1 protein-coding gene is annotated in these 507 nt (G+C 56.0%); it reads right to left on the bottom strand.

Annotation, left to right across the window (positions count from 1 at the left end; translation table 11 throughout):
• On the bottom strand, nt 1-488 hold a 488-nt coding region (locus IQ209_RS18010), incomplete at its 3' end, for a contractile injection system protein, VgrG/Pvc8 family (protein WP_255528826.1).
• Between the last annotated feature and the right edge of the window lie 19 nt (nt 489-507).

Here is a 507-nt window from a genome sequence, read left to right as displayed (position 1 = left end):
TCTTCCCCTTCCGGGCCAACGACTATCGCCGTTTCATCGCCATCGGCTAACGGTTTGTAGTGGAACGGTGGCCGCCAGTCGGCAAGGCCGTCGATAAAACTGAACGTGTTGTTGAGTGTCGTACCCTGCCCGCTGTTATCGCCCAGCGCTTGTGGGCAATGCCCACGATGGCTGATGGTGACGATTTGCCAGCGGGCGTTGAACGGCTTGTGCGGGTGATTTTTTATCTCGAAGATTTTTCCCGGCATCAGTTTGATGCAGTTACTGTTGCCGCTGCCGGTCTGTTTCTGGTTATCCAGCGCGTCCTGCCGGTATTTTAAAAACGGTTTGGCGGCCGCATCTTTCTGGAATCGCCCGTAACTCTCAAACACGGTGTAAGGGGTCTGGCTGCCGAAGTCGCGGAAGCCTTCGCTGCTGTGCATATGGGAGAGGTGATAGCGCGGTTTTTCCGGGTTGAAATCTTTGTGGAAACTGCGCTGCGGGCTCATCCCGACGCCCAGTTGTACC

The sequence above is a fragment of the Xenorhabdus sp. BG5 genome, from assembly GCF_015163665.1.
Taxonomy (GTDB): Bacteria; Pseudomonadota; Gammaproteobacteria; order Enterobacterales; family Enterobacteriaceae; genus Xenorhabdus.
Note: the sequence above shows the minus strand (reverse complement) of the source record. Positions and strands in the feature narration are given on the sequence as shown.